We start from the raw sequence: 22,537 nt of genomic DNA, 5'->3' as shown, positions 1-22,537 counted from the left end.
AGGGGACGCACAGGATCAACTCGAACTGCCCGCAAGGGAGTTCGAGCCATCAGGGCAGTCCGGACGGGAGCCCCCTGGGGGCGTGAGCACCCTCGGGGCGGGAGATTTCCCCGGGACGGGGGCGGGAATGGGCCGCGGCGTGTGATCGTTGACCATTGGCGTATCAACCGATGACGTATTCGCCATCACGCACCAAGAGGAGTCAACCGCTCGTGAGCAAGGTCCCCTTCATCACCCTCAACAACGGCTCCCGGATGCCGCAGCTCGGTTTCGGGGTCTGGCAGGTCGCCGACGACGAGGCCACGAAGGCCGTCGGCACCGCGCTGGAAGCCGGCTACCGCAGCATCGACACCGCTGCGATCTACGGCAACGAGGAGGGCACAGGGAAGGCGCTCGCCGCATCGGGAATCGCCCGTGACGAACTCTTCGTCACCACGAAGCTGTGGAATTCCGAGCAGGGGTACGACTCGACCCTGCGCGCCTTCGACGCCTCGCTGTCCAAGCTCGGCCTCGACTACGTCGACCTGTATCTGATCCACTGGCCGGTCCCCTCCAAGGACGCCTACGTGGACACGTACAAGGCCTTCGAGAAGATCCACGCCGACGGCCGCGCGAAGGCCATCGGTGTCTCCAACTTCCTTCCGGAGCACCTGAAGCGTCTGCTGGGCGAGACCTCGGTGGTCCCGGCCCTCAACCAGATCGAGCTCCACCCGCAGCTGCAGCAGGCCGAGTCGCGCGCCTTCCACACGGAGCACGGCATTCACACGGAGGCCTGGTCGCCGCTCGGCCAGGGCAAGGGGCTGCTGGAGGTCCCCACCGTCGTCGCCATCGCGCAGAAGCACGGCCGCAGCGCCGCTCAGGTGGTGCTGCGCTGGCATCTGCAGACGGGGAACGTGGTCATCCCCAAGTCCGTGACGCCGTCGCGGATCAAGGAGAACATCGACGTCTTCGGCTTCGAGCTGGACGCCGACGACCTCGCGGCCATCGCGGCACTCGACGAGGGCAAGCGGCTGGGCGCCGACCCGGCCACCATGTCTCTCGGCGTCTGATCCCCGCCGGACGGCCCTCGGCGCCTGGTCCCGCCGTCCCGCACATCGCCCCGGGCCCGGTGACCCGTACCGCATCGGTTCGGTCACCCCGTACGGCGGCGGCGCCGCCCGGTTCGTTCCGGGCGGCGCCTTCGTGTGCGGGGCCGGTGTCCCCCGTCGGCCGACGGGGACGGGTCCGGTGCGTCAGCCCCGGCGCGCGGTGTACACCGTGCGGGCCGTGAGCAGATACGTGTCGTCACGCAGCAGCAGTCCGCGCGGGTCCTCGGGGGTCAGCAGCAGATCGATGGCGGCCGTGTCCTCCTCCGTGAGCCGGCCCGCATAGACCTCCCGCTGCCGGGTGAAGTGCGCGACGAGCTGCTCGCGTGCGGCGTGGGGCAGCGGCGCGGGGATGTCGAGCAGGAACGACCGGGTGCCGCTTGGTGCGAGCCCCGACGCGGTCAGCAGCGCGCGCCAGTCCTCGACCTCGCGCCGGGCACCGGGCAGCTTCGCCCGCATCTCGTTGAACCAATCGGCCCCGGCCGCGTCGAGCCGCGCCTCCAGGTCCGGCCTGCCGATGCCGGTGTCGCGCGGCAGATGGCGGGAGGTGAGGCCGCCCTCGACCAGCGCGAGGAGGCCGCCGGGGCGCAGCAGCCCGGCCAGGCCCTCGACGGCGGCGCGCTGGTCGCCGATGTGGTGCAGGGAGCTGCCCGCCCAGACCAGATCGGCTTCACCCAACTCGCCCAGCCCCTGGGGCAGTTCGGTGCAGTGGGTCTGGACGCGGTCGCCTGGACCGGTGCGGCCCGCCCGGTGCCGGGCGCGGTCGAGCAGGGCGGGTGAGGCGTCGACCGCGACCACTTCCGCGTACGGAAAGACCTCCGCGAGCAGGCAGCTGACGACTCCGGGGCCACTGCCGATGTCGAGGATCCGGCGGACGCCGGCCACGGGGAGCTGTTCGGCGATCCAGGCCGCCGCCGCCTCGTGGGCGGGCCTGTGCAGCTCGGCACCCCGCTCCAGGAGCGGGGCCATGACGTCCCAGTCGATTTCGGTGGTGTCGTGGTGGTGGCTCATGCTGCCAGGGTGCCCCGTCCCGCCCCGATTGCGGGAGCGGTGTTGCCGTTGCGGCAAATCCCTCGCGCTGTGCGACGGTACGCGGGCGGCTGCGGACAGCTCCTCAGCCGGCGCCGTGCCCGGGAGCGGCCTCCTCGACCCGGCGGGCCAGTTCGAAGTCCTTGTCGGTGATCGCGCCGCCCGCGTCGTGTGTGTGCACGCTCAGCGCCACGGAGTTGTAGCCGAGTGTCAGATCGGAGTGGTGGCCCAGCTCCTCCTGGATCTGTGCGATGTGGACGACCATCGCGGTGGCGGCGAAGTGTCCGGGAAGCCGGTAGGAACGGGCGATCCGGTCACCGTCCAGGGACCAGCCGGGCAGCTCGCGCAGCCGGTCCTCGGTCTCTTTCTGCGTCAGCGGTTCTGCGGGCATGTTCGAAACTCCTTCCGGAAGACTGTGCACACGACGTTACGGTCTGGGTATGACAACTGTCGCTCTCGACACCGGAGTGGGGCCACTGCTGCGCGACTGGCGCAGGCAGCGCCGGGTCAGCCAGCTGGAACTGGCCCTGCGGGCCGACTCGTCGGCCCGCCACATCAGCTTCATCGAGACGGGCCGCGCCCGCCCCAGCAAGGAGATGGTGCTGCGCCTCGCCGAACACCTGGACGTGCCCGTCCGTGAGCGGAACGCCCTGCTGGTCTCGGCCGGCTACGCGCCGCGGTACACGGAGACCACGCTCGACGACCCTTCGATGGGTGCGCTGCACGAGGGGATCAACCAGCTTCTGCGCGGCTACGAGCCGTACCCGGCGCTGGTGGTGGACGGGCGGTACGACGTGGTCGCCGCCAACCGCGGTATCGCGATGCTCCTTGAAGGGGTGCCCGACCGGCTGCTCACTCCCCCGCTGAACGCGATGCGGCTCACGCTGCACCCTTCCGGCCTCGCGCCCCGTATCCGCAATCTCCGGGAGTGGCGGGGGCATCTGCTGCACCAGATGGAGCGCCAGATGGCGCTGGCCCGCTCCGAATCGCTGCGTGAGCTGTACGAGGAGGTCGCCGCCTATCCGCTTCCCGCGTCGGCGGGAGAACAGCCTGAGCGGGTTGCGGGGTCCCTTCAGCGTTTCGCGCTGCCGCTGGAGATCGAACACGACGGGCGGGTGCTGTCTTTTCTTTCGTCCATCTCCACCTTCAACACACCGATGGATGTGACGGTGGCCGAGCTGGCGATCGAGACGTTCCTCCCGGCCGATCCCGCGACGGTCGCCTATCTGCGGTCGCTGGCGGACTGACGGTCCCGCGCCGCCCGGGACCGAACGACTAGGTCCTGTCCGGCCGAACTTCATGGGCCCGCGGCGTCCGGCACGGCCTGATCCACGACGATCAGGCGGACAGGACCTAGGGCCTGTCGTCAAAGTGCCGTCGTTGCCCGAAGGGCGGCCGCGCGGCGTCTGGTGCGTGCGATCGCAAGGCGCCGGAATGTTCTCGTAGCGGAGCTACTAGGGCATTTCGGCAACGCCGCGAGCGTGCGTGCCAGACGCCGCGCGGCAGGCGGCACTTTGACGACAGGCCCTAGGTGTATTCACCCGTGAGGTTGGGGACGCGGCTGGCGGGTGGTTGGCCCTTAAGCGCGGTGTGTCCGCGGTGGTGATTGTAGGAGTGCAGCCAGCGGGGGAATGCGTCACGTCGTTCCTGCTCTGAGCGGTAGGGCTTTGCGTAGGCCCACTCGTCGAGCAGGGTGCGGTTGAGTCGTTCGACCTTGCCGTTGGTCTGCGGTCGGTAGGGCCGGGTGCGCTTGTGGGTGATCCCGGCCTTTGCCAGGGTCTCGCGCCAGAGGTAGGACTTGTAGCACGCCCCGTTGTCGGTCAGGACCCGTTCGACGGTGATCCCGCAGTGGGTGAAGAAGGTCTGGGCCCGCTGCCAGAACGCGGTGGCGGTCTCTTTCTTCTCGTCCGTGTGGATCTCGCTGTAAGCCAGACGGGAGTGGTCGTCGACGGCGGTATGGATATAGCTGTAACCGGCCCCGGAGCGGGTCTTGCGGCCTGCCTGGCGGCCCAGGGCCTTGTGACCGCCCCCGTCGGGAATGTTGCCAAGCTTCTTGATGTCCACGTGCACGAGTTCGCCGGGCCGGTCGCGTTCGTAGCGGCGTATGACACGGCCGGTGACCCGATCGAGATGGCTGAGCCGGGCCAAGCCAAAGCGAACCAGCACCCGGTGCACGGTGGATGGCACCAGGCCCAGCAGGTGTGCGATGCGGGCCGGTCCCCACCGCCTCGCGAGGCGGACTTTGATGATCCGGCGTTCGGTCCGGGTCGGCGTGCGTCGAGGGCTGTGGTGGGGGCGGCTGGAACGGTCGCTCATCCCCGCTTCGCCGAGCCGGCGATAGCGCCCGGCCCACCGCTGGGCTGTGGTCGGTGATACCTGGAACCGCTCCGCTGCCCGGCGCAGAGGCCATCCGTCATCAACCACACAGCGGGCCAGCCGCAGGCGTCCGGTCTCGGTCAGAGGTGCATTACGGTGAGGCATGAGGGCCTTTCGGGCTGGTGTAGACGTCGCAATCCACACCGAACCCGGAAGGCCCTCACTCGTTCAAGATCCCCAGACGGTGATCACTGTCACCGCACCCAACCTCCGTGGACAGAACACCTAGGGCACCTGCCGCAGATACAGGGCGCCGCAGGAGTGGCAGAAGGGCTGGCTCTCAGGGGTACCCCAGACGTCCGTCGACTGTTTGGGCGCGGCCGGGTCCAGCTCGCGTCCGCACAGGGCGGTCGTGTCATTGACGTGCGCGATATGCCACCACTGCACCCTGGGGTGCTCGTCCGTGGGCGACGAACCCTCCTCAAGGTGGGCCTGCATCACGTATTCCATTTCCGCCTCCTTCCTTGTAATTCTCCCACCTCGCCGGGTTCCCGAACCGGTCACGACGGTCTGGAGCAGTTCAAGTCGGGGCGCGCCGGATGACCGGGGGCAGCCCTGGGCGCTACTTGTTCGCCAACTGGAGGTTCAGCTCTTTCTCCTGGTCACCGAGGGCCTCGCCCTGCTCCTGTACGGAGAACACCGTGCCCAGCGCGTGCCGCATCACGTCCACCGCGTGGTAGCCGCCCTGCACGGTCGCCAGGACCGGTGCCGTCAGGGTGGCTGCGCCGAGCTTCCCCGGGTCCGCGTCCAGCACCTCGTAGGACGCCGACCACACGGTCACCCGGCCGGGGACCTCCGCCTGCGGGGCGTCCCCGGCCGGCCGGTCGCTGGGGAAGGCCGAGCGCAGCGCGCCGAAGACGGCCGCCGCGTCCTCCTCCGAGTGGCCGGTGAGTGCCACCGTGACAAGCGTGTCCTGGTTCTCCGTGTCGGCCATCGTGCTCACTTTCCTTGCTGGATCGCGCGGGCGCGCGGGGTACGGGGAACGGGCCCGGGGCCCGGCTCCGGGTCACTCGCCGGGGTCGGCGCCGTGCCAGACGGTGGTGATGTTGCAGAACTCGCGGATGCCGTGGCCGGAGAGCTCACGCCCATACCCGGAGCGCTTGGCCCCGCCGAAGGGCAGGGCCGGGTGGGAGGCGGTCATGCCGTTGAAGAAGACACCCCCCGCTTCGAGGTCCCGTACGAACAGGTCCACGTCGTCCTGGTCCCGGGTCCAGACATTGGAACTCAGCCCGAACGGAGTGTCGTTGGCCACCCGTACCGCTTCCTCGGCGCTCGTCACCCGGTAGACGGTGGCCACCGGGCCGAACGCCTCCTCCTGGTGGATCCGCATGTCGCTGGTGATGCCCATCAGGACGGTGGGCGAGTAGAACCAGCCGCGGTCGGCCCCCTTCGGCCGCCCGCCGCCGCAGAGCGCCGTCGCTCCCCTGCGTACGGCGTCGTCGACCAGCTCCTCCAGATCGGTACGGCCCTGCTCGGTGGCGAGCGGTCCGACGTCGGTCGACTCGTCCAGCGGGTCGCCGACCGTCAGTGCGGCCATCCGGGTGGTGAACTCATCCGTGAACGCGTCATAGACATCCGTATGGACGATGAAGCGCTTGGCGGCGATACAGGACTGTCCGTTGTTCTGCACCCGGGCCGTCACCGCGGTCCGCGCGGCCCGGCCGACGTCGGCCGACGGCATCACGATGTACGGATCGCTGCCGCCCAGCTCCAGTACGGTCTTCTTGACCTCGTCGCCCGCGACGGCCGCGACCGAGCGGCCGGCGGGTTCGCTGCCGGTGAGGGTCGCCGCGGCCACCCGGGGGTCGCGCAGGATCGCCTCGACCGCGCCGGAGCCGATCAGCAGGGTCTGGAAGCAGCCCTTCGGGAATCCGGCCCGCTCGAAGAGTTCCCCCAGGTAGAGGGCGGTCTGCGGCACGTTCGACGCGTGTTTGAGCAGACCCGTGTTGCCCGCCATCAGGGTGGGCGCGGCGAACCGTACGACCTGCCAGAGCGGGAAGTTCCACGGCATGACGGCCAGCACGACGCCCAGCGGGCGGTAGCGGGTGTACACACGGGCGGCTCCGGAGTCCTCGGCGTCGGCCCGTGACGGGTGCTCGTCGGCCAGCAGCTCGGCCGCGTGCCTGGCGTACCAGCGCATCGTCCTGGCGCACTTGGCGGCCTCGGCGCGCGCCGCGGCGACCGGCTTGCCCATCTCGGTCGTCATCGTGCGCGCGATGTCCTTCTGCTCGCTCTCCAGCAGATCGGCGGCACGGTTCAGCAGTCGTGCCCGCTCGGCGAACTCCGTGGTGCGGTACTCGCGGAAGGTGGCGTGGGCGGCCGCGAGACAGCGTTCGATCTCCTCGGCGCCCAGCGCCTCGAAGGTCTGGAGCGTTTCACCGGTGGTGGGGTTCACCGTGGCGATGGGCATGGGTGGGTCCTCCTCGTACTCGCCCTTCCGACCTTCGCGCGCCCGGTGCGCCGCCGCAACGCGGGCGGCGGACGGGTGGGGCGGGGTTCGCCCGTCCGGATCGTTCGCGGTGCGAACCAATCATGCGGGGCGCCTATGCTGACCCGATGGCGATGATCAAGAGTGAGGAGCCGATGGGGATCGCGGCCGCGCTGGTGCGGACGTCGTTCCTGGTGCAGGCCGTGTACACGGAAGCCAGCCGGGAGTACGGACTGCCCGTGCAGCAGGCCCAGTTGATCTGCGTTCTGATGGCTCAGCCGCGCGGCATGGGGGAGTTGAGCACCATGCTGGGCCTGGAGAAGTCCAGCCTGACCGGTCTCGTCGACCGGGCGGAGCGGCGCGGGCTCGTGCGCCGGGAGCCGGATCCGCTGGACAGGCGCGCGGTGCGGGTCGCGCTGTCTCCCGAGGGCGCCCGAGTGTCCGGCGATTTCTACGCCGATGCGAGCGCGCGGATGGAGGCCCTGGCCGACGGAGTGGGCCCGGCGGAGCGCGACCGGCTGGCGGCGGTGCTGGGGCGGCTGGTGCGGAGCAATGAGGTACCGATGGTCTTCATGGAGCCGAAGCAGCAGCAGACGGGGACGCCGACGACCTGACGGCAGACGTTCGGGTCCTGGCCGGGTGGACGAGTTGTATGAACAAGTCGCGGGAAAGGTGACCGGAATCAGCCGGGTTGTTCGCTTCAAATGCCGTGTTCTGTCACTCGGGTGTCGCCAGCTCTTCCCTTTCACCCCGTCATCTGGGAAGACTCGGCTGGATCATTCCCCTCACACTGCGAGAGGTCCCCCTACACATGCCTCAGTTCAATCGGCGCCGCTTCCTCCAGATCGCGGGCGCGACCGCAGGTTTCTCGGCCCTGTCGAACAGCATCGACCGCGCCGCCGCCATCCCCGCGAAGCGGAGCTCGGGAACGATCAAGGACGTCGAGCACATCGTCGTCCTCATGCAGGAGAATCGTTCGTTCGACCACTACTTCGGGTCCATGAAGGGTGTTCGCGGCTTCGGTGACCCACGCCCGGTGACGCCCGTCGACGGCAAGCCGGTCTGGTACCAGTCGGACGGCGCCAAGGACGTCCTGCCCTACCACCCGGACGCCGAGGATCTCGGCATGAAGTTCATCGCCGGCCTCGACCACGACTGGGCGGGCGGCCACAAGGCCTGGAACCAGGGCAAGTACGACCAGTGGATTCCCGCCAAGTCCGCGGGCACGATGGCCCATCTGACCCGCAAGGACATCCCGTTCCACTACGCGCTGGCCGACGCGTTCACGGTGTGCGACGCCTACCACTCGTCATTCATGGGGGCCACCGACCCCAACCGCTACTACCTGTGGTCCGGTCACGTCGGCAACGACGGCAAGGGCGGCGGCCCGGTGCTCGGCAACGCCGAGGCCGGCTACGACTGGACGACCTACCCCGAGCGCCTGGAGGCGTCCGGGATCTCCTGGAAGATCTACCAGGACATCGGTGACGGCCTGGACAAGGAAGGCTCCTGGGGCTGGATCGACGACGCGTACCGCGGCAACTACGGCGACAACTCGCTGCTGTACTTCAACAAGTACCGCAACGCGAAGGCCGGCGACCCGCTGTACGAGAAGGCGCGTACCGGCACCGACGCCAAGAACGGCGACGGCTTCTTCGACATCCTCAAGGCCGACGTGAAGGCGGACAAGCTCCCCCAGGTCTCCTGGGTCGCCGCCCCCGAGGCCTTCTCCGAGCACCCCAACTGGCCTGCCAACTACGGGGCCTGGTACGTCTCGCAGGTGCTGGACGCGCTGACCTCGAACCCGGAGGTGTGGAGCAAGACGGCGCTCTTCGTCACCTACGACGAGAACGACGGCTACTTCGACCACGCCGTCCCGCCGTTCCCGCCCGCCTCCGCGGACCGGGGCCTCTCCACCGTGGACACCTCGCTCGACTACTTCCCCGGCGACGCGAGTTACGGCGCGGGGCCCTACGGCCTCGGCCAGCGCGTCCCGATGACCGTCGTCTCCCCCTGGAGCACCGGCGGTTACGTCTGTTCCGAGGTCTTCGACCACACCTCGGTCATCCGCTTCATGGAGCGCCGCTTCGGGGTGGCCGAGCCGAACATCTCGCCCTGGCGGCGGGCCATCTGCGGTGACCTGACGTCGGCCTTCGACTTCGGTCTCCAGAACACCGAGCCGGCCACGCTGCCGGACACCGACGGCTTCCGGCCGCCGGACAACAAGCGGCACGACAGTTACGTGCCCACGGCGCCCGCGGACCCGGCGCTGCCCAAGCAGGAGGCGGGGTCGCGGCCGTCCCGGCCGCTGCCCTACGCACCGCTGGTGAACGGGAAGGCGGCGCCGGCCGACGGGAAGTTCACGCTCACGTTCGGCGGGGGCGCGGCCGCCGGAGCCTGCTTCACGGTGACATCGGCCAACCGCGGCGACGGGCCGTGGACGTACACCGCCGAGGCGGGCAAGCAGCTCTCGGACACCTGGAACACGTCCTACTCCAAGGGCGCCTACGATCTGTCCGTGTTCGGCCCGAACGGCTTCCTCCGCACGTTCAAGGGCCCCGACACCACCGCCGGCCCCGAGGTGACCGCCCGTCACCAGGCCGCCGACGGCTCGGTCGAGCTGACGATGACCAATGCGGGCAGCGCCGACTGCCACCTCACGGTCACCAACGCGTACGGCGGGAAGAGCGAGACCTTCGCGGTCCGCAAGGGGAAGACCGTGGTGCACACGGTGGACCTGCGCTCCACCCGGCAGTGGTACGACCTGACCGTGGTCTCGGACCAGGACGGCAGCTATCTGCGCCGGCTGGCCGGACATGTCGAGAACGGCAGGCCCGGTGTGAGCGACCCGGCGATCATCACCGGCTGAACCGCCGCCGGTACCGGGTCCCGCGAGCCGGGGCCCGGTACCGGAGCGGATGCCCGCCGGCGCCGACAGCGTCCGGAGCGCGGCGGACCCCTGGCTCAGGCCGTGGCGTCGGGCGCGGCTCCGTCCGGCACGGGGACCGCTGCCCCGAGGGGGACCTCGGGACCCTGGCACTCGGTCAGCCAGCGCCGCAGGACGCCGTGCACCTGCTCGGCGCCGACCAGCTCCTGCCCCTCGTCCACCGGCGCCGAGAGATCGAGCGGCGCCAGCAGGAAGGGCGCCGACTGCTCGCCGCCGAGGCCGCCGTGCGACCCGATCTGCCCCTCGAAGGCGTGCACGGCACCGGTCTCCGGGTCGTACATCGAATTGACCATGACATCGGCGACATGCGGGAACCTGTCGGTCCTGCGTACGGCGTCGGCCGCACCGGGCCCGAAGCCCGCGAGCGGCCCCTCGCCGTCGGCCAGCCGGTCGACGGGCACCTCGGCGCCGCCCGGCCCGAGCACCACCGAGCCGTGCCTCTCGCTCGCCAGGAGCAGGAAGCCGATCCCCGGATGGTTGGCCAGGGTGGGCAGCAGCGCCGGGTGGCGGCGGTCCAGCTGCTCACGCGTCATCCGGCCGGGCGCGCCGGGAAAGGAGATCAGCCCGAGGTTCCCGGAGGCCAGCACGACCGGGTCCGAGCCGGGGTCGGGCGGGGTTTCGTCGCCGGCCGGCGCCGGCCGGTGCAGCACCACACGGACCGCGGCCCGCGCCTCCGAGCCGCTCCTCGTCCGCTGCGCCCGGCGCGAAACCGGCAGTCCGCAGCCCGCCCGCACCAGGTCCTTGAGCGTCAGCCCGTACCGCCCCTCGAAGGTCTGCCCCGGGCTCTGCCCGTGGTCGGAGAGCAGCACGATGCGGTACGGACGCGGTGCGTGGTCCTCGGCCTTCGCGATCAGCGCCAGCGAACGGTCGAGCCGTGCGAGCACCTTCGCCGCGTCCCTGCTGTGCGGCCCGCTGTGGTGCGCCACCTCGTCGTACGCCACCAGGTCGGCGTAGACAGCGGTCCGTCCGGCGAACATGTCACCTATCACCGCGGACACCACCACGTCCCGCTCCACCACGGTCGCGAAGGCCCTGATGAACGGGTAGAGGCCGCCGCGCTTGATCCGGGGCTCCTCCTGCCGGGCGCGGGCCCGCGTCGACTCACCGATCTCGCGGCCGACCTCGGCGAAGAACGAGATCGCGGTCCGGACGGCGTTGGCCGGGTCGGAGAAGTACGCGAAGTAGCCGGCCCGGGAGCGGTGGTCGCGGTCCCGCCGTGCGGCGACCGAGAGGACCAGGGCCAGCTCGTCGGCGCCGCCGCTGAAGAGGTTGCCGCGGCTGGCGCCGTCCATGCTGAGCAGCCCTCCGTGGCCGGTGCGCGCTACCGCCCGGCGCTGGAGCTCCGCCGCGCTGGCCGGCCGGTTGCAGACCATCACGTCGCCGGTCTCCTTCTCGTACCAGCGGAAGGCGGGGATGTCGTGGTTGGAGCCGTGCAGGATGCCCAGCTGGCTGGCGCCGGTCTGGCTGGACCAGTCGGTGCGCCAGGCGTCGAGCCGGTGGGTGGAGCCGATCCACCCGGCGACGGTGGGCATCAGCCCGTCGTGGACCGCGCGCAGCAGCGCCGCGTGGCCCACCCCGTCGAGCTGGAGGAAGACCGTGCCGTGCGGTCCGCCCCGCCCGGTGTCCTCGCCGCGTCTGCGCCGTCTGCGGGAGGCGAGGCGCGAGAGCCTGCGGCGGTACGCCTCGTCGTCGCGCACCGCGAGAGCGGTGGAGGTCGCGGAGGCGACGGCGGACATCACGGCGGCGACCACGACCGCCGTCTCGGGGTTGGACGCTCCCCGGCCGTTCGGGATCAGGTCCAGGGCGACCAGCAGGAGCGAGCCGTTGAGGAAGAAGACCAGCAGGCCGAGGACGAGAGCCGGGACCAGCAGCAGCGCGCGCACCACGAGGGGCCACACCAGCGCGGTGAGCAGGCCGAAGGCCGCGGCGCCCCACCCGGCGGTGATCGCCACCGTGGTGGCGCTGTCGCCGTTGTCCGACTCCAGCTGGAAGTCCGGCAGGATCCCGGCGAGCGCCAGCATGGTCAGTGTGGACACGGCCCACACCACGATCACCCGGAACAGAGCGCTGCCCGCCCTGCGCCATCGCCCTGCGGCCACGCCTCTTCCACCTCACGTCCGTGCGGGACCCCGGGTGGGCCCGTCGGTCAGCTTTTCACAGGACCTGACAGCGGCCCGGCCACGGCCACCGGGCGGCAGGAGTCACGTCAGGGCGGGGACGAGTACCCGCAGGAGTGGCAGATCTTCCAGCCGTCCTGCGTGACGGCGAGGACACCCCCGCAGCGCGGACACTGCACCGAGCACAGGGTCACGGAGCCTCCTCCCGTTTCGCCCTGATCGCTACCCACCGTGGGCCGGGACAGACGTGACAGGCTGTCCCGGGGACGGGGCGCATAAAGTCGCGTAGAACCCGGCGCGAACCGCCGTGACCAGATGTGACGTGACCAGACGTGAGGAGGCGATCAGGTGCCGGTCGATGTGACCTGGTGGGGACATGCCACGTGTACGGTCGAGGACTCCGGGGTCCGGGTGCTGACCGACCCGCTGTTCGCGCGCAGGCTGGCCCACCTCCGCCGCCGCCGCGGCGCGGTGCCGCCGCCCAGAGCGGCGGCCGCCCGGGCCGTCCTCATCTCGCATCTGCACGCCGACCATCTGCATCTGCCGTCGCTGGCCCGCCTCGCCCCGGGCACCGCGCTGATCGTGCCGCGCGGCGCGGTCCGCGCCGTGCCGGGGCTGCGGCGGCTCGGCCTGGACATCACCGAGGTCCGGGCGGGCGACGAGGTACGGGTCGCCGATCTGGTCGTCCGTGCGGTGCCCGCGCACCACGACGGCCGCCGGATGCCCTTCGGCCCGCATCGCGCGCCCGCGCTCGGCTTCGTCGTGAGCGGTGAGGCGCGGACCTACTTCGCCGGGGACACCGGCCTGTTCGACGCGATGGCCGAGTCCGTGGGCGACGTCGACGTGGCGCTGCTTCCGGTCGGTGGCTGGGGCCCCTTCCTCGGGCAGGAGCATCTGGACGCCCGGCGGGCAGCCGAGGCGCTGGCCGTCCTGCGGCCGCGTTCCGCCGTACCGGTGCACTACGGCACGTACTGGCCGGTCGGGATGGACGGTGTGCGCCCGCACGAATTCCACACGCCGGGCGACGAGTTCGTACGGCAGGCGGCGCTGCTGGCGCCCGAGGTCTCCGTGTACCGGCTCGCACACGGTGAACTGGTGCGGCCGGAGGTGGCCGGGTGATACCCGAACTGGTGAGCCAGGTCCCCCCGGAGTCGACTCAGCAGGCCGTGGGTTACCCGTCGTTGTTCCTGCTGGTGGCCCTGGGGTCCCTGGTGCCGGTGGTGCCCACGGGCGCGCTGGTGAGTTCCGCTGCCGTGGTCGCCTTCCACCAGACCGATCCGCTGTCGCTGCTCTTCGTGTTCGCCGTGGCCTCGTTCGCCGCTTTCCTCGGGGACATGGCCCTGTACTGGCTCGGCCGGCGCGGTGTGCACTCCAGGAACGGTTCGCGCTGGCTGGAGGCGCTGCGCAAGCGGGTCCCGCAGGCGCGTCTCGCGAAGTCGCAGAACCAGCTCGACCGGCACAGCAAGTCGGTGCTCGTGCTCTCCCGGCTGGTCCCGGCCGGGAGGATTCCGGTGATGCTGGCCTGTCTGCTCGGCGAGATGCCGCTGCGCAGGTTCGCCCGCGGAGACATTCCGGCCTGTCTCGCCTGGGCCGCCGCGTACCAGCTCATCGGCATACTCGGCGGCTCGCTCTTCGACGAGCCCTGGAAGGGCGTGGTCGCGGCGGTCGCACTCACCCTGCTGGTGAGCGGGGCGCCCGCCGCGTGGCGCAGGCTCAGGACGCGCCCCGGTTCGCCGGCGCCCCGCTGAGCACTCCCGCGGGATCCGGCGGAGCCCTTCGCCACCGGGATCCCGGGTCCGCCAACTGCCCTTCCGCCGGGTCCCGTTCGACCCACCCCTCCCCTACCCGTAGTACTCGGGAGTGACGCGGGAGGTTCGCTCCGCAGCGGGACGCCGGCACGGCAGGGTGCTCCATAGCTTCGGTACCGGAAGCACGAAAGCCATCCGGTACGGAAGGACCTCCCATGGCGTCCCGCCACCACAGCAGCCGACTGCGCCGCGCCCTGCTCACCGCTCTTGTCACCGCTTCGGTGACCGTGCCGGTGTCGGGTGCGGCCCGCCCGGCGGCGGTCCCCGCACCCGCGCCGACGGCCCTGGCCCCGCTGCGGACGGTGGCCCCGGCGGCCCTCGCCGTGCGGTACGCCGCGACCCGCGCCGACATCAGGGCCGCGGCGCGCACCGCCGAGGCCGACGGCGACACCGGGCGCGCCGGTTCGCTGCGTGTCATGGCACGGCCGGGCCGCCACTTCCTCTCCTTCGACGGGCGCGACGGCGGCCGCACCACCGAGGTCTTCGGCGACCTGTCGCGGGCCCGGCGGATCGCCGTACTGGTGCCGGGTTCCGACACCGGGCTCGACCAGTACGGACGTCTGCTGGCCGGTGCGCAGGCGCTCCAGCGGCAGTTGGGGAGCGGGGCTGCTGTCGTGGCCTGGCTCGGATACGCGACACCTGCCACGGTGAGTCCCACGGTGCTGACCACCGGCCGCGCGGACGACGCCGCACCCGTACTGCGGCGCTTCGTCGGGGAGTTGGGCGGCGCCGCACCGGCCGCCCGGATCTCGCTGCTCTGCCACTCCTACGGTTCGGTGGTCTGCGGCCGGGCCGCCCCCGGTATCGATGCCGCCGGCATCGTGCTGTACGGCAGTCCGGGCGCCGGGCGGAGCAGCGCCGCCGCCCTGCACACCCGGGCCACCGTCTGGGCCGGCCGGGGCGGCGACGACTGGATAGCCGACGTGCCCCACGTACGGATCCCGCTGCCGTTCGTCACCGTCGGTCTCGGCGCCGATCCGGTCGCGGCCGGCTTCGGTGCCCGGGTGTTCGACGCGGGCGGCGGAGGCCACAGCGACTATCTGAAGCCCGGTTCGCTCTCACTGGCGAACCTCGCCCGGATCGTCTCGGGACAGACCCCTTCCGGGGTGGTCCGTCATGCGTGATCTCGTACGACGGATCGAGTCCGCGACCCCGCCAGGACGCGACCGGGCCGTCGACGCGCTGCGCGCCCTCGCGATCCTCGGTGTGGTGCTCGGCCACTGGCTGGTGACGGCCCTGGTCACCGACAGCGGCACGGTGCACGGCGCGAGCCCGCTCCAGCACATGCCCGAACTCACCCCGGTCTCCTGGCTGTTACAGACCCTGGCGGTGTTCTTCCTGGTGGGCGGCCAGGTGGGCGCGGCGAGTTACGCGACGGCCCACGGCCGGGGCGTCACCTACCGGCAGTGGCTAGAGGCCCGGCTGGTGCGGCTGGGCCGGCCGGTCGCCGCCGTACTGGTGGTGTGGACCGTGGCGGCGGCCGTGATGCTCGTGTCGGGCGCCGGCCCCGGGACCGTGCATACGCTGCTCAAGCTGGTGCTTTCGCCGCTCTGGTTCCTGCTGGTCTTCGCGGGGCTCACCGCGGCGACCCCGCTCGTCACCCGGCTGCACCCGCTGTGGCCTATCGCCGTGGTGCTCCATGTCGACCTGATCCGCTTCGGTCTCGGCGGGCCGTCCTGGCTCGGCTGGATCAATGTGGCGGCGGGCTGGCTCGTCCCGTACTGCCTGGGCGCGGCCTGGGCCCGCGGCGCGCTCAAGGACCGCCGGACGGCCTGGACACTGCTGCTGGGCGGCGCCGCGGCCACCGCGGGGCTGGTCCTGTGGGCGGGGTACCCGGCGTCCATGGTCGGGGTGCCGGGTTCCCGGATATCCAACCTCGATCCGCCGACCCTCGCCGCCGTCGCCTTCGGTCTCGCCCAGTGCGGAGCCGCTCTGCTACTGCTCGGCCCGTTGCGCAGGATCCTGGTGCGCCCGGCTGCCTGGGCCGCGGTGGCGCTGGTCAACCTCTCCGCGATGACGGTCTTCCTCTGGCACCAGACTGCGATGATGGCGGTCACCGCCGTCGGTATGCTCACCGGCCGGGCGCTGCCGGGCCTGCACACCGTCCCGGAGGGCTGGGGCTGGGTGCTCGCCCGGCTGGCCTGGCTGCCGGTGTTCGCCGCGGCGCTGCTGGTGTGCTGGGCCGCGTTCCACACGTACGAGCAGGGGCGGCGCGGGCACAGCCGGGTCGTGCGCATCGGGGCACCCGCCCCACGGGGGGAGACACATCATGACCATGCCTGAGACGGGCCGGGCGGCGGAGCAGGAACCGCCCCGGTGGGGCCGGGAGCGGGTGCGGGCAGCCGTGCGGCGTGCGCCGCGCGCCCTGCTGCACGGTCTGACGGACCCGGCCGACCCGCTGCCGGCCGGGGCTCGGCCCGGACGTGCGTCCTGGCGGCCGGTGCTGGTGGTGCCGTTGGTCCTGTGCGCGGCGCTGCTCGCCGTGACGCAGGCGAACAGTCTCGCGCCGGACGAGGACGGTGCCATACCCGGGTTCACGGTGCTGCTGGGCCTCGCCCAGGGAGTGGCGCTCGTCGCGGGGATGTTCCGCCCCGTGCTCGCCTGGTGGGCGTCGACGGGCCTGCTGGTCGTCACCGTCGGCCTCGCCGAACCGGGGCTCGGTGCCGACGTGCCCTACCCCTGGACCGTTCCCGGGATGTTCCTGACGGGCGGGACGCTCTTCCTGCTGGCGCTGCGGGTACCGCCCCGGCGGGCGGGCGGGGCGCTGGTGGTCACCCTGCTCGCCGGAGCTGCCTGCGCCGTCTTCACCGGGCGGCCGCACAACTACGACATCGACCGCGCGGTGCCCATCCTGCTCGCTGTCGTGGTGGTCGGCTCCTCGCTGCGCGGACTGCGGAAGGCCCGCAGGGAGACCGACGCCCAGGCCGAACTCACGGCCGAGGAGCGGAACTTGCGCACCCTCCTGGAGGAGCGCAACCGGATCGCCCGCGAGCTGCACGATGTCGTGGCGCACCACATGTCGGTCATCTCCATCCAGGCGCAGGTCGCCCCGCACCTGGTCGAGAATCCGTCGGACGAGCTGCGGGAGAACCTCGCGGGCATCCGCGAGAACGCCGTGACCGCGCTCACCGAACTGCGCCGCGTACTGGGGGTGCTGCGCTCCGACGACGCGTCGGCCGACAGCCTGCGGCACGCGCCGCAGCCCACCCTGGACCAGCTGGACGCACTGCTCGGCCGGGTGCGTACGGCAGGGCTCACCGTCACCGCCGAGACGACCGGGCTCCCCCGGGCCCTGCCGCCGGGCGTCGGGCTGACGGCGTTCCGTATCGTGCAGGAAGCGCTCAGCAACGTGCTGCGCCACGCGCCCGGAGCGGAGGTACAGGTGGAGATCGCGTACCGGTCGTCCGCCGTCGACGTGCGGGTCACCAACACCGCACCGGCCGGACCCCCCAAACCCGCGACCGCACCCGGCACCGGCCACGGGCTGCTGGGTATGCGCGAGCGCGCCGCCATGCTGGGCGGCGACTTCGCCGACGGGCCGACCCCCGGCGGCGGGTACGAGGTGGCGGCGATACTTCCCCTGGAGGGGCCCTCATGACCATCCGGGTACTGATCGCCGACGACCAGATGATGGTCCGTCAGGGCTTTACGGTGCTGCTCAACGCGGAGCCGGACATCGAGGTCGTCGGGCAGGCGGTCGACGGTCTCGACGCCATCGCCCGGGTCGCCGAACTCGCCCCGGACGTCGTCCTGATGGACATCCGGATGCCCGAACTCGGGGGCATCGAGGCCACCCGCCGGATCACCGGGCCCGGCGGTGCGGCGGTGCGGGTCCTGGTGCTGACGACCTTCGATCTGGACGAGTACGTGTACGAGGCGCTCCGCGCGGGCGCGGCGGGGTTCCTTCTGAAGGACGCGTCGGCGGACGAACTCGCCCACGCCGTGCGGGTGGTGGCGGCCGGTGACGCGCTGCTGGCCCCGAACATCACCAAACGCCTCATCGCCGAGTTCTCCCGGGTGACCAACTCCCCCCGCACCGCCCCGAAGGGCCGGGCCGGCGATCTGACCGAGCGCGAGACCGAGGTCCTCTCCCTCATCGCCCAGGGGCTGTCCAACGCGGAGATCGCCGGGCAGCTGGTGGTGGCGGAGCAGACCGTGAAGACCCATGTGAGCCGGATCCTGGTCAAGCTGGGCCTGCGCGACCGGACCCAGGCCGCGGTCTTCGCGTACGAGACGGGCCTGGTGCGCCCGGCCGGATACTGACGGGCCCCGTCGGGGGGAACGGCCGGATGCTGCCGGGCCTGGTGGCACAGCCGGAGGCTCAATGCCCCCGTCGCGGAACGGCCGGGTGCTGACGGGCCGTACGGCCGGGTGTCCGTGGCCGGTCGGTTCAGTCGGCCGGCACCTCCTGGAGCACCCTGGACCCGCCGACCGGCAGGTCCCACAGCTCGTCACGGGGACGGCCCGCCAGCTCCCAGGCCACCCGGACCCGGGTGAGCGGTTCGAGCACCGGTTCGGCGGAGAGCAGGAACGCGCCCCAGTGCATCGGCGCCATCCGGCGCGCCCCCAGATCCTCGCAGGCCGCGACCGCCTCCTCCGGGTCGGTGTGCACGGGCCCCAGCATCCAGCGCGGTTCGTACGCCCCGATCGGCAGCAGCGCCAGATCGATGCCCGGGTGACGGTGGCCGATCTCCCCGAACCAGTGGCCGTACCCGGTGTCGCCCGCGAAGTACACCCGCTGCCCCCGCTCGTCGGTGAGGACCCAGCCGCCCCAGAGCGAGCGGCAGGTGTCGGTGAGGGTGCGCTTGGACCAGTGGTGGGCGGGCACGAAGTCGAAGCGGACACCGCCGGTCTCGGCCGACTCCCACCAGTCGAGCTCGGTGACGCGGCTGAACCGGCGGCGCCGGAACCAGCGGGCCAGTCCGGCCGGGACGAAGAGCGGGGTGTCGCGCGGCAGCCGCTTGATGGTGGGGGCGTCCAGGTGGTCGTAGTGGTTGTGGCTGATGACCACGGCGTCGATCTTCGGCAGGTCGGCCCAGCGGACCCCGACCGGCGTGACCCGGGCGGGCGTGCCGAGGATCCTGCGCGACCAGACCGGGTCGGTGAGAACGGTGAGACCGCCGATGCGCACCACCCAGCTGGCGTGACCCGCCCAGGTGACGGCGATGGTGGTGGCGTCGGTCTCGGGGAGCGGGCCGGGGGCGTACGGCAGCAGCGGGATGTCCCGCAGCCCGTCGGGGCGTGGCCGCACGGCGCCTTCGCGGGCCAGTCTGGCCATCGCCCTGACGCCGGGCAGCGGGGCGGTGAGCCGGTCGGCGAAGGACTTCGGCCAGAGCCTGGTCTCGCCGGGCGGACGCAGGATGCCTGGTGTGCGGGTACGGGGCCGGGTGTGCGGCCGGAGCTGTGTCTTCTCCGCGGCGGGGGCCTGCTGCCCGGTCCGGGTGCGGGACCCGGAACCGGAACCGGAACCGGACCCGGACCGGGCCTGCGGCTGCGGCTGCGACTGCGACTGCGGCTTAGTTTGTGTCGGCGGCTGCGGCTCGGTGAGGGAGCTCTCGGTCTGTTCCGTCATCGAAGGGCTCCGTCCGGTGGCGGTGAGTCGTTCATCGCAGATGCTCCAGGGCCGTCGCAAAAGTTCTCAACGCGCGTGCCACATGGGGAAGTTCGAGTGGCTCCGCCGAGTTGAGGGACTCCAGGCGCTCCTGGGGGGTTGATCCGACGAGCGGGCCCGTCGCGAACCGCACCCGCAGTGCGGCCGGATCGTCACCGAAGCGGTGGCCCCCGGGGGCCGGTGCGCCGATCCGCTGACCCAGGTAGTCCTCCAGTTCCATCGCGTCGGTGACTCCGAGGGCCGCGAGGCCGGAGCGCAGCGGGTCCAGATCCGCGTACAGGTGGCGTCCGGCCTGCGGGGGCCTGGCGACCGCGCCGGCGGCGAGCACCGCGTGGTGGGCCGCGGTGGCCACCCGGGAGTGCAGCCGGTTCGCCCGCGCCGCCCGTTCCCGTACGACCGCCGGTTCGCCCAGCGCGAAGGCGGCCGCAGCGGCGACCGGTGCGGACACCCCCGCGCCGATCGCGGTGAGCACATCAAGCGTTCTGGCGCGCCGGGCGGCCCCGTCCGCCGTGGCGGGGAACCGGGCGACGGCCACCGGCCAGGCCGTCGGGGTCAGTGAACCCGCCAGGTCGGACAGGACGGTCACCTCGTCCGGCCACATCTCGGCCGGGCTGAGCAGCACGGTCTCGTCCGGACGGTGCCTGGTGTCGCGCCAGGTCTCGTCGCTGATGATGTGCAGCCCCTCGGAGAGGGCGGCCTCGCAGGCCTGGTGCAGCAGTTCGGGCGGGGCGGCGGTCGCGGTGGGGTCGTCGGCGACGGACAGCAGCAGCAGCCGGGGGTTGCCGCCCTCGGCGCGCACTCTGCGTACGGTCTCCAGGAGCGCGTACGGATCGGGCACCCCGCCGCACTCCGCCGGGGTGGGCACCGGGTAGGCGGACCGCCCGACGAGACGTGCCTGCGGTATCCACCAGGCGGGGCACGGGCGGGGCAGCATGAGGTCGCCGCCGTCCGCGGCGAGCAGCGCGAGGAGCAGCGACTGGGCGCCGCCGGCGGCGACCGTGTCACCCGGTGCGCAGCCGAGTCCACGGCGGGTCCAGTAGCCGGCGGCCGCCGACCGCAGCGCGGGTCCGCCGCCGGGCGGCTCGGGGTCGGTACGGAAGGCGGCGCCGGTGAGTGCGGCGGCCAGTTCGGGGAGCACCGGCAGTCCGGGTCCGGGGGCGGGCGGCCCGTAGCGGACAGGGCCGCGGCTCTCCGGAACCGTCCGCTGCATGCCCGCACCTCCGCTGTCGCCGGCCCCCCAGAGACCTTTATACGTAGATTTGCCCGGCCGGGCGACCGTGGCCACCGGGGTCCCTCCGGGCGGGGGACCGCGCGGAGGGACCCCGGTGGCCACGGCTTCCGGTGCTCGCGCCGGCCGGGGGCGCCCGCGACGTGCGACGACGCGCCGGGGGCCGCGGAGGCATCTCCCGGGCCGGACGGGGTACGACGATCGGTCAGCAGAACCGCCGCACAGGGCCGTCCGCCGCACGGGCAGTCGGCCCGGGACGTGCGGCGCTCACCGAGAGGGTTGATTTCCATGGCATCCGCCGTCCCCCGCAGCGGTCCGGTCCGTCTCGATCGGCTCACGGGCTGGCTCGGGGCAAGGGACCAGGCGCTGTTCCGGTCCGCGGCTGCCCGGCACTGGCCGGCCGCGGCGCCGGTGCTGCCCCGGCTGAGCCGCAGCGCCAACCACGGCATGCTCTGGCTCGGCGCCGCCGCCGGGATCGCCGTGGCGGGCCGCTCGACCCGGGCGCGGCGGGCCGCCCTGCGCGGGGTGGCCTCGCTGGCCGTGGCCTCGGCCGTCGCCAACACGGTGGCCAAGGGGTCGGTCCGCAGATCGAGACCGATACTGGACGCCGTACCGGTGATGCGGCAGCTCAAGCGGCAGCCGGTCACCACGTCCTTCCCCTCCGGGCACGCGGCTTCGGCCGCCGCCTTCGCCACGGGCGTCGCGCTGGAGTCGAAGGGCTGGGGCGCGGTCGTGGCGCCGCTCGCCATCAGCGTCGCCGCTTCCCGTGTCTACACCGGGGTGCACTACCCGAGCGACGTGGTGATCGGGGCGGCGCTCGGGGTGGGTGCCGCCTTCGCGGTGCGGGGGCTCGTACCGACCCGCGACCAGCTGCCCGCCCCCGGCCGCCCGCACACCGAGGCACCGGTCCTGCCCGGCGGCCAGGACCTCGTCGTCGTGGTCAACAGAGCATCGGGTTCGGCCGCGGCCAAGTCGGCCCTCGTCAGGGACGCGCTGCCGCTCGCGGAAGTGGTGGAGTGCGATCCGGACGAGCTGGTGGCCACCCTGGAGAAAGCAGCACAGAACTGCCGGGCCCTGGGCATCTGCGGCGGGGACGGAACGGTCAACAGGGCGGCCGTGGCCGCCGCCCGTCATGGTGTGCCGCTTGCCGTCTTCCCGGGCGGCACACTGAACCACTTCGCGTACGACGTCGGGATCGAGGAGGTCCACGACACCTGCCGGGCGCTGGCCTCGGGCGACGCGGTCAAGGTCGACCTGGGCCGGTTCACACCGGGGCCCGACGGGCCCGGCGGCGGCCCGGGGCACTTCCTCAACACCTTCAGCCTGGGCTCCTATCCGGAGCTGGTGCGGATCAGGGAGCGCTGGTCCCCGAAGATCGGCGGCTGGCCCGCCGGGGTGCTGGCGGCCGCGCGAGTGCTCAGCTCGCAGCGGCCGCTCCGGGCCGAGTTCCAGGGCGAGCAGCGGGCCCTGTGGATGCTGTTCGCGGGCAACGGCATGTACCAGCAGATGGGGCCGACCCCCGGCCGGCGTTTCGATCTGGCGGACGGCCTGCTGGATGTCCGGGTGGTGCACGGCGGCCGGCTGCCGGGGCTGCGGCTGCTGGCGGCGGCCCTCGCGGGGCCGCTGTCCCGCTCCCCCGTGCACGCGGCGCAGCGGCTGCGCCGGGTCCGGGTCGCCGGACTGGCGCCCGGCACGCCGCTCGCGTTCGACGGGGAGATCACGGAGGCACCGGAGACGCTGTGGATCGACAAGGACGACGAGGCGCTCACGGTGTACCGCCCGATGCCGCTCTAGGTGTTCTGTCCACGGAGGTTGGGTGCGGTGACAGTGATCACCGTCTGGGGATCTTGAACGAGTGAGGGCCTTCCGGGTTCGGTGTGGATTGCGACGTCTACACCAGCCCGAAAG

Annotated in this window: 20 protein-coding genes; 11 read left to right on the top strand and 9 right to left on the bottom strand. The window is 72.1% G+C overall.

Going from position 1 to position 22,537, the window contains the following annotated elements; genetic code table 11:
- Positions 1-212: 212 nt before the first annotated feature.
- On the top strand, positions 213-1,049 hold the full coding sequence (locus OHB13_RS31510) for an aldo/keto reductase (protein ID WP_328379334.1): 837 nt from the start codon (positions 213-215) through the stop codon (positions 1,047-1,049).
- 183 nt (positions 1,050-1,232) lie between these two features.
- Here the strand turns inward: OHB13_RS31510 and OHB13_RS31505 are convergent, their stop codons facing one another.
- Complete coding sequence (locus OHB13_RS31505; RefSeq protein ID WP_328379333.1) at positions 1,233-2,096, bottom strand: class I SAM-dependent methyltransferase; 864 nt, start codon at positions 2,094-2,096, stop codon at positions 1,233-1,235.
- Between the two features lie 103 nt (positions 2,097-2,199).
- Positions 2,200-2,505: a 4a-hydroxytetrahydrobiopterin dehydratase gene (locus tag OHB13_RS31500; protein ID WP_328379332.1), complete on the bottom strand. Its 306-nt coding sequence runs from the start codon at positions 2,503-2,505 to the stop codon at positions 2,200-2,202.
- 49 nt (positions 2,506-2,554) lie between these two features.
- On the opposite strand from OHB13_RS31500, the gene OHB13_RS31495 reads away from it, so the two are divergent.
- Complete coding sequence (locus OHB13_RS31495) at positions 2,555-3,361, top strand: helix-turn-helix domain-containing protein (protein WP_328379331.1); 807 nt, start codon at positions 2,555-2,557, stop codon at positions 3,359-3,361.
- 280 nt (positions 3,362-3,641) lie between these two features.
- On the opposite strand, the gene OHB13_RS31490 is transcribed toward OHB13_RS31495, so the two are convergent.
- From OHB13_RS31490 to OHB13_RS31475, 4 genes are all read right to left on the bottom strand, one after another.
- Positions 3,642-4,595 (bottom strand): IS481 family transposase, encoded by a 954-nt coding sequence (locus OHB13_RS31490; protein ID WP_328374625.1) that lies wholly within the window; start codon positions 4,593-4,595, stop codon positions 3,642-3,644.
- Between the two features lie 120 nt (positions 4,596-4,715).
- Positions 4,716-4,940 carry a hypothetical protein gene (locus OHB13_RS31485; RefSeq protein ID WP_266851329.1) on the bottom strand — a complete coding sequence of 75 codons (225 nt, stop codon included), beginning with the start codon at positions 4,938-4,940 and terminating at the stop codon, positions 4,716-4,718.
- 112 nt (positions 4,941-5,052) lie between these two features.
- The gene (locus tag OHB13_RS31480) at positions 5,053-5,424 is read right to left on the bottom strand and encodes a hypothetical protein (RefSeq protein ID WP_328379330.1); all 372 of its coding nucleotides are present in this window, start codon (positions 5,422-5,424) and stop codon (positions 5,053-5,055) included.
- Positions 5,425-5,496: 72 nt separating this feature from the next.
- Positions 5,497-6,900: an NADP-dependent succinic semialdehyde dehydrogenase gene (locus tag OHB13_RS31475; RefSeq protein WP_328379329.1), complete on the bottom strand. Its 1,404-nt coding sequence runs from the start codon at positions 6,898-6,900 to the stop codon at positions 5,497-5,499.
- Positions 6,901-7,073: 173 nt separating this feature from the next.
- Between OHB13_RS31475 and OHB13_RS31470 the strand changes: the two genes are divergently transcribed.
- Both OHB13_RS31470 and OHB13_RS31465 read left to right on the top strand, forming a co-directional pair.
- Entirely contained in the window at positions 7,074-7,532 is a 459-nt protein-coding gene (locus OHB13_RS31470; RefSeq protein ID WP_405756138.1) for a MarR family winged helix-turn-helix transcriptional regulator, read from the top strand.
- Positions 7,533-7,729: 197 nt separating this feature from the next.
- Entirely contained in the window at positions 7,730-9,787 is a 2,058-nt protein-coding gene (locus OHB13_RS31465) for a phosphocholine-specific phospholipase C (RefSeq protein ID WP_328379328.1), read from the top strand.
- Between the two features lie 95 nt (positions 9,788-9,882).
- On the opposite strand, the gene OHB13_RS31460 is transcribed toward OHB13_RS31465, so the two are convergent.
- Complete coding sequence (locus tag OHB13_RS31460; RefSeq protein ID WP_328379327.1) at positions 9,883-11,964, bottom strand: phage holin family protein; 2,082 nt, start codon at positions 11,962-11,964, stop codon at positions 9,883-9,885.
- Positions 11,965-12,330: 366 nt separating this feature from the next.
- Here OHB13_RS31460 and OHB13_RS31455 point away from each other — a divergent pair, with 366 nt between their 5' ends.
- The 6 genes from OHB13_RS31455 (at position 12,331) to OHB13_RS31430 (ending at position 18,053) form a co-directional block, all read left to right on the top strand.
- Positions 12,331-13,101, top strand: a complete 771-nt coding sequence (locus OHB13_RS31455) for an MBL fold metallo-hydrolase (protein WP_328379326.1) — start codon at positions 12,331-12,333, stop codon at positions 13,099-13,101.
- Positions 13,098-13,730 (top strand): DedA family protein, encoded by a 633-nt coding sequence (locus tag OHB13_RS31450; RefSeq protein ID WP_266851339.1) that lies wholly within the window; start codon positions 13,098-13,100, stop codon positions 13,728-13,730. Before OHB13_RS31455 ends, OHB13_RS31450 begins: the two co-directional genes overlap by 4 nt.
- Positions 13,731-13,945: 215 nt before the next feature.
- Entirely contained in the window at positions 13,946-14,914 is a 969-nt protein-coding gene (locus OHB13_RS31445) for an alpha/beta hydrolase (protein ID WP_266851341.1), read from the top strand.
- Positions 14,907-16,073, top strand: a complete 1,167-nt coding sequence (locus OHB13_RS31440; RefSeq protein ID WP_328379325.1) for an acyltransferase family protein — start codon at positions 14,907-14,909, stop codon at positions 16,071-16,073. Before OHB13_RS31445 ends, OHB13_RS31440 begins: the two co-directional genes overlap by 8 nt.
- Positions 16,060-17,388: a sensor histidine kinase gene (locus tag OHB13_RS31435; protein ID WP_328379324.1), complete on the top strand. Its 1,329-nt coding sequence runs from the start codon at positions 16,060-16,062 to the stop codon at positions 17,386-17,388. The genes OHB13_RS31440 and OHB13_RS31435 overlap by 14 nt, the downstream gene beginning before the upstream one ends.
- Entirely contained in the window at positions 17,385-18,053 is a 669-nt protein-coding gene (locus tag OHB13_RS31430; RefSeq protein ID WP_266851347.1) for a response regulator, read from the top strand. The genes OHB13_RS31435 and OHB13_RS31430 overlap by 4 nt, the downstream gene beginning before the upstream one ends.
- A 127-nt stretch (positions 18,054-18,180) precedes the next feature.
- Here OHB13_RS31430 and OHB13_RS31425 read toward each other — a convergent pair whose 3' ends face one another.
- Both OHB13_RS31425 and OHB13_RS31420 read right to left on the bottom strand, forming a co-directional pair.
- The gene (locus OHB13_RS31425; protein WP_328379323.1) at positions 18,181-19,362 is read right to left on the bottom strand and encodes an MBL fold metallo-hydrolase; all 1,182 of its coding nucleotides are present in this window, start codon (positions 19,360-19,362) and stop codon (positions 18,181-18,183) included.
- 31 nt (positions 19,363-19,393) lie between these two features.
- Positions 19,394-20,611 (bottom strand): aminotransferase class I/II-fold pyridoxal phosphate-dependent enzyme, encoded by a 1,218-nt coding sequence (locus OHB13_RS31420; protein WP_328379322.1) that lies wholly within the window; start codon positions 20,609-20,611, stop codon positions 19,394-19,396.
- Positions 20,612-20,917: 306 nt separating this feature from the next.
- Here OHB13_RS31420 and OHB13_RS31415 point away from each other — a divergent pair, with 306 nt between their 5' ends.
- Positions 20,918-22,423: a bifunctional phosphatase PAP2/diacylglycerol kinase family protein gene (locus OHB13_RS31415; RefSeq protein WP_328379321.1), complete on the top strand. Its 1,506-nt coding sequence runs from the start codon at positions 20,918-20,920 to the stop codon at positions 22,421-22,423.
- Positions 22,424-22,537: the final 114 nt, after the last annotated feature.

It is taken from the genome of Streptomyces sp. NBC_00440 (genome assembly GCF_036014215.1).
Classification (GTDB): domain Bacteria; phylum Actinomycetota; class Actinomycetes; order Streptomycetales; family Streptomycetaceae; genus Streptomyces.
Note: the sequence above shows the minus strand (reverse complement) of the source record. Positions and strands in the feature narration are given on the sequence as shown.